The following is a 7,811-nucleotide window of genomic DNA, read 5'->3' as shown; positions in this document are numbered from 1 at the left end:
CCAACCCTGCACTTATGGCCGGATTAGAAAAGTCTTGATTAAGATTGAACACTTGCTATAATCCTTACTGGCAGCGAGCCAGATTTTAGCCCCCTCGATCCTGTTCTAACCGACCAAAGTTGAAGACAGGATTCGGGGGTTTAGTTTTTGTGGCCTTCGCCACACCCCGGACGTCATTACCGGGACGTCCATCCGCAAAAATTCTTTTAAAGAAATCGTACTTTTAACGATATCACGATCGCTACAAAGAGATCAAGCTCAGTAACAATTCACAAAAAAGACCCCGTTTTATTGACTTTTTATTTGGCTCCTCTCCATGACCCATTTTCTTAAATTAAACGGTTCATTTACTCAGTAAATGATATCTATGTGTAAGATAAATTTCATTTAAACGAGTAAATTAACTATTTTTAGGGAGGAGATGTGTTACTCGGCTATGCGAGAGTGTCTACACGCCATTGCTGTCACAACAGCGAATGTGACGGACAGAGAAGGACACTGGATACCCGCCAGTGCGCTGCTGCGCGAGATCCGTCAGCGTGGTTACGATGGCGGCTATAGCATGCTGACCGCATTCCTGCACCTCATGAAGCAGCCCGTCACTGAAGAGGTAACGCGCTTCGAGACCGAGCCTGGCTTTCAGATGCAGGTCGATTTCACCATCATCAGACTCGGGCATAACCCACTACTGGCCTTCGTCGCCACGTTGGGTTGGAGCCCGGGCGACTTTCGTCAAGTTCTACAGCAACCAAGACTCCGCTGCCTGGTGTGACGGCATTGAGTCTGCGCTCAGGTTTTTCGGTGGAACGCCGCATCAGCTGCTGTTCGACAACGCCAAGGCCATCATCATTGAGCGCGATGTCTACGGCCCCGGCAAGCATCGCTGGAACCCGCAGCTGATGCACGTCGCTGAGAAGTCAGAATTCGATCGGTATTGACACAAACGCTTTAAAGTTGTTTTGATAAACAGGATGCGCCATTTGCTTGAGTGGATAAAAAGCTCCCTTTTTTTACTGCTGATTCAGTATTAATTAAGTTCATCATTCATAATGGTGATGCGTTAATTCATGGACTTTTTCCAGAACTTGAGTTTTCCTGGTTCGACAAAAAAAGCCTTTAATGGATTCCCATATTCCTATATTGGTCGCGTTTTTCTTAAACAGACTTTTAATTGGGTGTTCGATATTTTTCTCGTTAAGCGCTTTCTGGCATAAGCGATAGCGATTATTTTGGCTTTGAATAGACAGTGACATGATATTTCTCCTCATGATTTGAAGGGTAGATATGTTTTATACTATAGCAAAAAGAGTAAAAAATACTTATTTAAATTTTTATTTTTATTTTTGTTGAGTGTGAGGTGTGACATTAAGCATGAAGGCCTTGAAGTAAGCCTTCCGGGCTATTTTGTGATAGGCTCAGGCTTCACCTGAAATTGATTAAGTATAGAGATGAGCAAAAAATTCACCCCGACTCCCCATGACGCCGTTTTTCGTCAATTTCTCCATGAAAAAGAGACGGCGCAAGACTTTTTTGAGATATGGCTGCCAGATGAAATTAAAGCGCTGTGTGATTTCACGACGATGAAAGTCGAGTCGGGTTCGTTTGTCGATGAAGACATGAAGGCGTATCAAAATGATATTCTGTATTCATTAAAGACGAAAAAGGGGAAAGGCTACCTTTATGTGCTCATTGAATCGCAGTCGACCCCAGATAAACTGATTGCGTGGCGATTAATGCGGTATAGCATGGCGACGATGCAAAAGCATCTGGACGCGGGGAATAAAACGCTGCCGTTAGTCTTTCCCATTTTATTTTACGTGGGAGAGCCAAGCCCCCACCCCCACAGTACCTATTGGCTCGATTGTTTTGAAGACAGGGGATTAGCGGAGCGTATTTATACGCAACCTTTCAGACTGGCGGATGTGACGACCCTGGACGATGGGGAGATTATGCAGCATCGTCGGATGGCGTTGTTAGAGCTCATCCAAAAGCACATTCGACGGCGGGATATGAGCGAGTTACTCAATGAAATTGTGGCCGTGTTATCGCATAATGAGTATACCGATAACCACGTTGTCACGATGATGAATTATCTCATTCAAGAGGGGAACGCGACAAACCCGAAGCAGTTTATCACTGAGATAGCGAAACAATCAGAGAAACATGAGGGGGCACTGATGACGATGGCTCAAGTATTAAAACAAGAAGGCATTCAAGAAGGCATTCAAAAAGGCAGACAAGAAGGGATTCAAGAAGGGATTCAAGAAGGGATTCAAAAAGGGGAACAACAGGCTTCGATGAAGATAGCGAGTCAAATGTTGAAAAGTGGCATGGATAGGCGATCTGTGATGAAATTTACTGGATTGACGAGAGAACAGATCAATACCCTGTGCAAACGTGATAATTAATTTTGGCGATGTTCAGATCCCAAGTCTTACCATTGCAAGCAGCTACGGAAAGAGGGCGAAAAGAGGGGTATAGAAAAAGGTATATTGAAAGGTCGTCAAGAGGGTATCCAGCTTGGCGAACAAAAAGGCCGCCATGAAGAGAAAATCGACAGGGATTAATCGATGTCGAGTGAGGGTATTTTACCTCGCTCATTTTATGAGCGTGATACGCTTTGTCAACGAAGTGGAAGCCTATGTTGGGAAGGCGAACCGCAACCAGTCTGATCGTCAGAGCTACACCTGGCTGTACTTTCACTCGCCGGCCCGTGCTCTTGTTTTTCCGCTTCGGTTTTGCTGTTCGTGTGATGATTACAGATGTTTCGCCGATCTCCATATTGGCTTTTTTCCCTTTCCAGCCAATCTGTCCGCATGCGATCAAGGGCAGATCATTTGCAATTTCACCAATTTTACGGGTTCTCCCCCCCACTCGGCCCGATGCCCTTCCTTTCCCCGGATAAGCCAACCTATTCCCTAGGCGCTTAACTCGCGCATATGACCGACAGAATCCCCTTCACGGTCAATGAGATGACCCCAATATCAGCCCGCCAAAGAATCCATATGAGTCAGTCTCTCAGACAACCCCTCTGTTAGCGTTGAACGACAACCTGCCCCATCGGTAAGTGTTTGAGACAGCGGTGCTATTGGCAAACCATTTGCAGCATCAACGAGTAGACTGGTTTGTAGTTCATAACCGACGTCACCACAATGCGTCATTTTCAAACGTTCTTCTTTCCCGTTGTGGCTACGAAACTGTAAACGAGACCAGTCGTGAACGACGAGAGCGTATGGATGAGGACTAAACGCAACCTGCTCGAGAGCCAGAGAAATAATCGGTTCACTGAGCTGACCGAAGCTAATGCGTTCATTATTAAAAAAACGCCAGACGGCCTGAGTTGTGGCGAATGTTGTTTTCTGCGCGCTAGCAAGGTCTTTAACCGCAGGGGCCAATGGGGCTGCGGATGTCATGTGTTGTTTAACCAGACGCTGATAACGCCGGTTGAGGCGGGCATCGATCCCGTCAATAGGTAACTTCAGATCATGCTGCAACGTAATAGCAGATATCCCGAAAGATGTGTAGATACCTATGATTTAACATAATGGATCTTATCAGCACCGCCCAAGGAGAGTTCGCCCGAAAAATAACACATAAGCGTTAAAAGCTATGGTTTTCGGTGCGAAAAAGAGGGAAGATTGATGTTGCTAATTTGTTACCAAAAAGAGGTTTTCTATTTGACAGTGAATTTTGGTTGAAAGGCTTATTTCTGGCGTTTTTTACTTCTGTAAAGCTGCAAAACCTCTTCGGCAAAATCATCATCAACAATATAGAAGTAACACTCTGGTACATCGAGGATGGTAGCGATTGCACACATCATTTCAAAGGTAGGTCTGTAAGTGCCGGTTTCGTATTGAGAGATACGCGATCTGGCTGTGGTTTCGTCTAGGCCCGCAAGAACGCCCAGCCGCTCCTGAGAGAGCTTTGCTTGCATCCTGATGGGTTTGAGTCGGGAATTTATCATTACATGCGCCACTGATATTAGTTGACGGCATGTTTAGCATTACTTTACAGTGCTTATGTTTAGAAATGCTGGACAAAAAAACCTTTTTATGCTAACCCAAGGTCACACTACAGGAATGTTTAGACCGTTTTTTATGACTTTTTTTGATATGTGTTAACCAGATACAGCAGGGAAACCGGGGAAGCCCAAGCCAGAAGCTTCAGGCTTTAAATGTCCTCACTGTAGAAAGCCTCTTATCCGGCGTAAAAAACCAGCCACCGGCGGCAAAAAGAATATGACTTTTTCGGCTGTTCTGGCTACTCCGGCTGTTCATCAAAATTTGATGCAGTGAACGGGAAGCCTAATTTCGAGAAAAAATAAAATCAAAAAGTAGTTTTTGATTATCAATATGATATATTTTGATTGTTCCGGCGGGGGAGGAATGAAGAAAAAGACTTTTTGCGCAAAGCATTTAAAATGTTCTCGAACTTTGGAATCCCCAATCGAGAATATTGACATGAACAACGAAACGATAACAGAACCAGAATTGATTGATAACCTTGGGAATCAGTCAGTAAAGAAGATGATGCTGGTACAAGGTGAAAATGGAAAATTTAGCATCCGCGTACAGCTTTCGTGGAAAGGAGGAGATCTTTTATTAGAGACACAAAGGAAGACGCCGCGAGTGTGGTCGAGTTTAGACAGGTTAGTGAAACACATTAACAGTAAGTACGGGAAAGTCCCGATCATTGAGTTACAACTTATGGAGTAAGTAAAGCATAGCAAATGTAAAAACCTTCACCCGTCAGATTGACTCTACCACTTGGCTAATGTTGGGTTTGATGATGTTACCGGGTTTCGCTCACGCAGCCGGGGGCGATCCAATTAACCAAGGGCTTCAGTGGTTAATTGATCTCTTAACGTCAGGCATTGCCCGTTCTTGCGCAATCTTAGCGATCGCCGTGTTGGGTTATTTAGCATGGGCCGGACGTCTCCAAGCCCGTAATGCGGGGTTTGCTATCGGCGGTATCGTGCTGGTATTTGGTGCGGCGTCTATTGCCGACGCAATCATTGCTGTAGTCCAGTAAGGAGAGCGTCATGGCATCAGGAAAAGATGTTCTCTTTGCCGGTGCTACACGCCCCTCACTTGTGTGGGGCGTAACATACGAGGCAATAATTTTCTGTATCGCTACAACTGGAGTGATTTTTCTCGCTGTAAATAGCATTTGGTTGTTGCCTCTGTATGTTCCTTTACACGGTGCTTGCTACCTGATTTGCCTAAAAGACCCCCGTTTTTTCAGGCTTATATCTTTATGGTTTGCAACTAAGTGCCGTTCCATTGGGTGGCGTTATTGGGGTGCGGCTACGGCCTCACCACTCGTTAGCACTCGCAAAAGAAGGAAAATGCCAGAATGAGTAATGCAAATGCGACAAAATCACGCCAATGGGTGAATGAAAACTCTGTTGCTGAGTTTATCCCTCATTCTGTTCACCTTGACGAAAACACCATTAAAACTACCAGTGGCTATTATCTTCAGGTAATTAAGATTGATGGCCGCGCCCATGAAAGTGCAGATCCAGAAGATGTAATTAACTGGAAAGAGCAACTTAATGGGCTGCTGAAAAATATAGCCTCGCCAAACATATCTCTTTGGACAAATATTATTCGCCGTGAAGAAAATACATTTCCCGGCGGGGAGTTTGAAGAAAGTAGTTTTGCTGAACAACTAAACAACAAATACAAAAATCATGTTGGTAAAAATAACATGATGGTAAACGAGCTGTACCTTACAGTTCTTTATCGCCCTTCAGGTATTCCCAGCGTTAATCTCCTTCAGCGTTTTGAAAAAAATGTTGAATCCATTAAACGCATACAGGCTGAAGCTATTGAAGGGTTACACGAAGTGGTTAACACCGTCACCAGTAGCCTAAAACATTATGGTGCGCGTGTTTTAGGGTGTTATGACCGAAAGGGAATAAAAAACTCTGAAGTATTAGAGTTTTTATCTTACCTGATAAATCTTGAGTGGATTCCTCGCGCTTTACCCCGCAAGGTACTTTCTGAAGCGTTGCCTTTTGATCGCCCGTTTTTTGGTGAAGATGCCTTTGAAGTTAGGGGGGTCACTGAAAGCACCGTGGGCGCAGTCCTGAGCATTGGCGAATATCCAGAAGGCACCGAAGCAGGCTTAATGAATGCGTTCTTATCCGCGCCATTCCCGTTGATTTTGTCGCAGTCGTTCAATTTCTTAAGTAAGCCGGTTGCAGTTGAATTATTAGGCAGAACACAACGCCGAATGAAAAACGCAGGGGATTTGTCTAAAACGCAAATGGAAGAAATAGACGATGCGCTTGATGATTTAACTTCAGGCCGTCTTGTATTTGGTGAACATCATTTAGCCCTAACGATTCTGGCTAAAGATGCGCGGAGCCTGAAGAAAAACCTCTCTGATGCCAAAGCGGAACTGGTCGATTGCAACATGATCGTATCGCGTGAAGATTGGGCTATAGAGTCTGCTTTCTGGTCTATGTTGCCCGGAAACTTTAAGTATCGGGCAAGACCAGCGCCCATTAGTTCACGTAACTTTGCTGGGTTTTCCTCATTTCACAACTATCCAACAGGCCGCAGAACCGGCAACCAATGGGGGCCATCGGTAACGCTACTTAAAACCACGTCTGGCGCTCCCTATTATTTCAATTTTCATAGTGAGTTAAGCACCGAGAAAGCCAGAAAATTAGCGCAACTGGAAGCTGAAAAGGGTGCTGATAGCATTCAGGAAACGAAAGAGGAACAAAAAGCCCTAGGGAATACGTTAATTATCGGGCCTTCAGGCTCCGGTAAAACCGTAACACAAGGTTTCTTGATGGCTCAGAGTAAGAAATTTAACCCCACTCAAATTATCTTCGATAAAGATCGTGGGTTAGAAATCTATGTAAGAGCAGAAGGCGGCGTTTATTTGCCTTTTAAGAATGGTGCTCGCACTGGCTGTAACCCGTTCCAGATGGAACCTTCCGAAGATACTTATCAGGTTCTTGAGCAGATAGTTAAAAAATGTGCCAGTGGCTCATTCACGACTGTTCAGGAAACTGACATTAGTAATACCGTTCGCGGGGTTATGCGCCTGCCGAAACACTTACGCCGTATCTCCGCCTGTCTCGACTTTATGGACCCAACAGATCCAGAAGGTGTGGGCGCTCGTTTGGCTAAGTGGTGTGGCAATGGAACATTAGCTTGGGTATTCGATAACGAAACTGACGACATTGATTTTAGTAATAACACGATGTTTGGTTTTGACGTTACGGACTTCCTTGATAACGCCGAGATCAGAACGCCATTAATCATGTATTTGTTCCATCGCATTTCTCAAATTATTGATGGCCGTCGAATGATGATTTTCATGGATGAGTTCTGGAAATTATTACTGGATGAATATTTTGAAGACTTTGCACAAAACGGCCTGAAAACCATCCGTAAATTGAACGGGTTAATGGTGTTTGGTACTCAATCAGCTAAGGACGTTCTTAAATCCGCTATTGGATACAGCATCATTGAACAATGCGCAACGATGGTCTTTATGCCTAACCCTAAAGCTGATTGGGATGATTACGTTAAAGGCTTCAAACTTACAGAACGTGAGTACCAGTTAATCAAAACCGACATGGCCCCCGGTTCTCATCAGTTCCTTATTAAGCATGGCCATAATTCAGTGATCGCCAAGCTCGACCTTGCAGGGTTTAGCGACGAACTAGCCGTTATCTCTGGAACGGCTGACAACGTGGAACTATTGGAACGCATAATGCAACAAGTGGGTGATGATCCTAAAGTCTGGTTGCCAGAGTTCCATAAACAGCGCGTAGCTGCCTGATTATT

At 44.7% G+C, this 7,811-nt stretch carries 10 protein-coding genes; 6 read left to right on the top strand and 4 right to left on the bottom strand.

Features of this window, described 5'->3' with window-relative positions; all coding sequences use genetic code 11:
- Positions 1-478: 478 nt before the first annotated feature.
- Entirely contained in the window at positions 479-772 is a 294-nt protein-coding gene (locus REG_RS00200; RefSeq protein WP_218015652.1) for a hypothetical protein, read from the top strand.
- A gap of 268 nt (positions 773-1,040) precedes the next feature.
- Here REG_RS00200 and REG_RS00195 read toward each other — a convergent pair whose 3' ends face one another.
- Entirely contained in the window at positions 1,041-1,253 is a 213-nt protein-coding gene (locus tag REG_RS00195; protein ID WP_039906807.1) for a hypothetical protein, read from the bottom strand.
- A gap of 195 nt (positions 1,254-1,448) precedes the next feature.
- Between REG_RS00195 and REG_RS00190 the strand changes: the two genes are divergently transcribed.
- Entirely contained in the window at positions 1,449-2,408 is a 960-nt protein-coding gene (locus tag REG_RS00190; protein ID WP_006704002.1) for an Rpn family recombination-promoting nuclease/putative transposase, read from the top strand.
- Here the strand turns inward: REG_RS00190 and REG_RS12420 are convergent.
- The 3 genes from REG_RS12420 to REG_RS00180 form a co-directional block, all read right to left on the bottom strand.
- Complete coding sequence (locus tag REG_RS12420; protein ID WP_141553572.1) at positions 2,380-2,910, bottom strand: hypothetical protein; 531 nt, start codon at positions 2,908-2,910, stop codon at positions 2,380-2,382. The genes REG_RS00190 and REG_RS12420 overlap by 29 nt on opposite strands.
- Positions 2,911-2,984: 74 nt before the next feature.
- On the bottom strand, positions 2,985-3,494 hold the full coding sequence (locus tag REG_RS10600; RefSeq protein WP_050749278.1) for a hypothetical protein: 510 nt from the start codon (positions 3,492-3,494) through the stop codon (positions 2,985-2,987).
- Positions 3,495-3,703: 209 nt separating this feature from the next.
- Positions 3,704-3,964 (bottom strand): helix-turn-helix domain-containing protein, encoded by a 261-nt coding sequence (locus REG_RS00180; RefSeq protein ID WP_039906806.1) that lies wholly within the window; start codon positions 3,962-3,964, stop codon positions 3,704-3,706.
- 469 nt (positions 3,965-4,433) lie between these two features.
- Here REG_RS00180 and REG_RS00175 point away from each other — a divergent pair, with 469 nt between their 5' ends.
- The 4 genes from REG_RS00175 to REG_RS00160 all read left to right on the top strand — a co-directional run bounded on the left by REG_RS00175 (position 4,434) and on the right by REG_RS00160 (position 7,806).
- The gene (locus REG_RS00175) at positions 4,434-4,715 is read left to right on the top strand and encodes a hypothetical protein (protein WP_260200024.1); all 282 of its coding nucleotides are present in this window, start codon (positions 4,434-4,436) and stop codon (positions 4,713-4,715) included.
- Between the two features lie 70 nt (positions 4,716-4,785).
- The gene (locus REG_RS00170) at positions 4,786-5,031 is read left to right on the top strand and encodes a TrbC/VirB2 family protein (protein ID WP_237713248.1); all 246 of its coding nucleotides are present in this window, start codon (positions 4,786-4,788) and stop codon (positions 5,029-5,031) included.
- 10 nt (positions 5,032-5,041) lie between these two features.
- On the top strand, positions 5,042-5,359 hold the full coding sequence (locus tag REG_RS14530; RefSeq protein ID WP_039906802.1) for a type IV secretion system protein VirB3: 318 nt from the start codon (positions 5,042-5,044) through the stop codon (positions 5,357-5,359).
- On the top strand, positions 5,356-7,806 hold the full coding sequence (locus REG_RS00160; RefSeq protein ID WP_006703999.1) for a VirB4 family type IV secretion/conjugal transfer ATPase: 2,451 nt from the start codon (positions 5,356-5,358) through the stop codon (positions 7,804-7,806). Before REG_RS14530 ends, REG_RS00160 begins: the two co-directional genes overlap by 4 nt.
- Positions 7,807-7,811 lie beyond the last annotated feature (5 nt).

This window comes from Candidatus Regiella insecticola LSR1 (assembly GCF_000143625.1).
Lineage (GTDB): Bacteria > Pseudomonadota > Gammaproteobacteria > Enterobacterales > Enterobacteriaceae > Regiella > Regiella insecticola.
The sequence above is the reverse complement of the archived record's forward strand: the minus strand, read 5'-3'. Positions and strand labels throughout refer to the sequence as shown.

What these genes read in the sequence shown, in the direction of transcription:
- REG_RS00195 (WP_039906807.1), bottom strand. Translation starts at nt 1,253, where the DNA reads ATGTCACTGTCTATTCAAAGCCAAAATAATCGCTATCGCTTATGCCAG.
- REG_RS00190 (WP_006704002.1), top strand. Translation starts at nt 1,449, where the DNA reads ATGAGCAAAAAATTCACCCCGACTCCCCATGACGCCGTTTTTCGTCAA.
- REG_RS00180 (WP_039906806.1), bottom strand. Translation starts at nt 3,964, where the DNA reads ATGATAAATTCCCGACTCAAACCCATCAGGATGCAAGCAAAGCTCTCT.
- REG_RS00170 (WP_237713248.1), top strand. Translation starts at nt 4,786, where the DNA reads ATGATGTTACCGGGTTTCGCTCACGCAGCCGGGGGCGATCCAATTAAC.
- REG_RS14530 (WP_039906802.1), top strand. Translation starts at nt 5,042, where the DNA reads ATGGCATCAGGAAAAGATGTTCTCTTTGCCGGTGCTACACGCCCCTCA.
- REG_RS00160 (WP_006703999.1), top strand. Translation starts at nt 5,356, where the DNA reads ATGAGTAATGCAAATGCGACAAAATCACGCCAATGGGTGAATGAAAAC.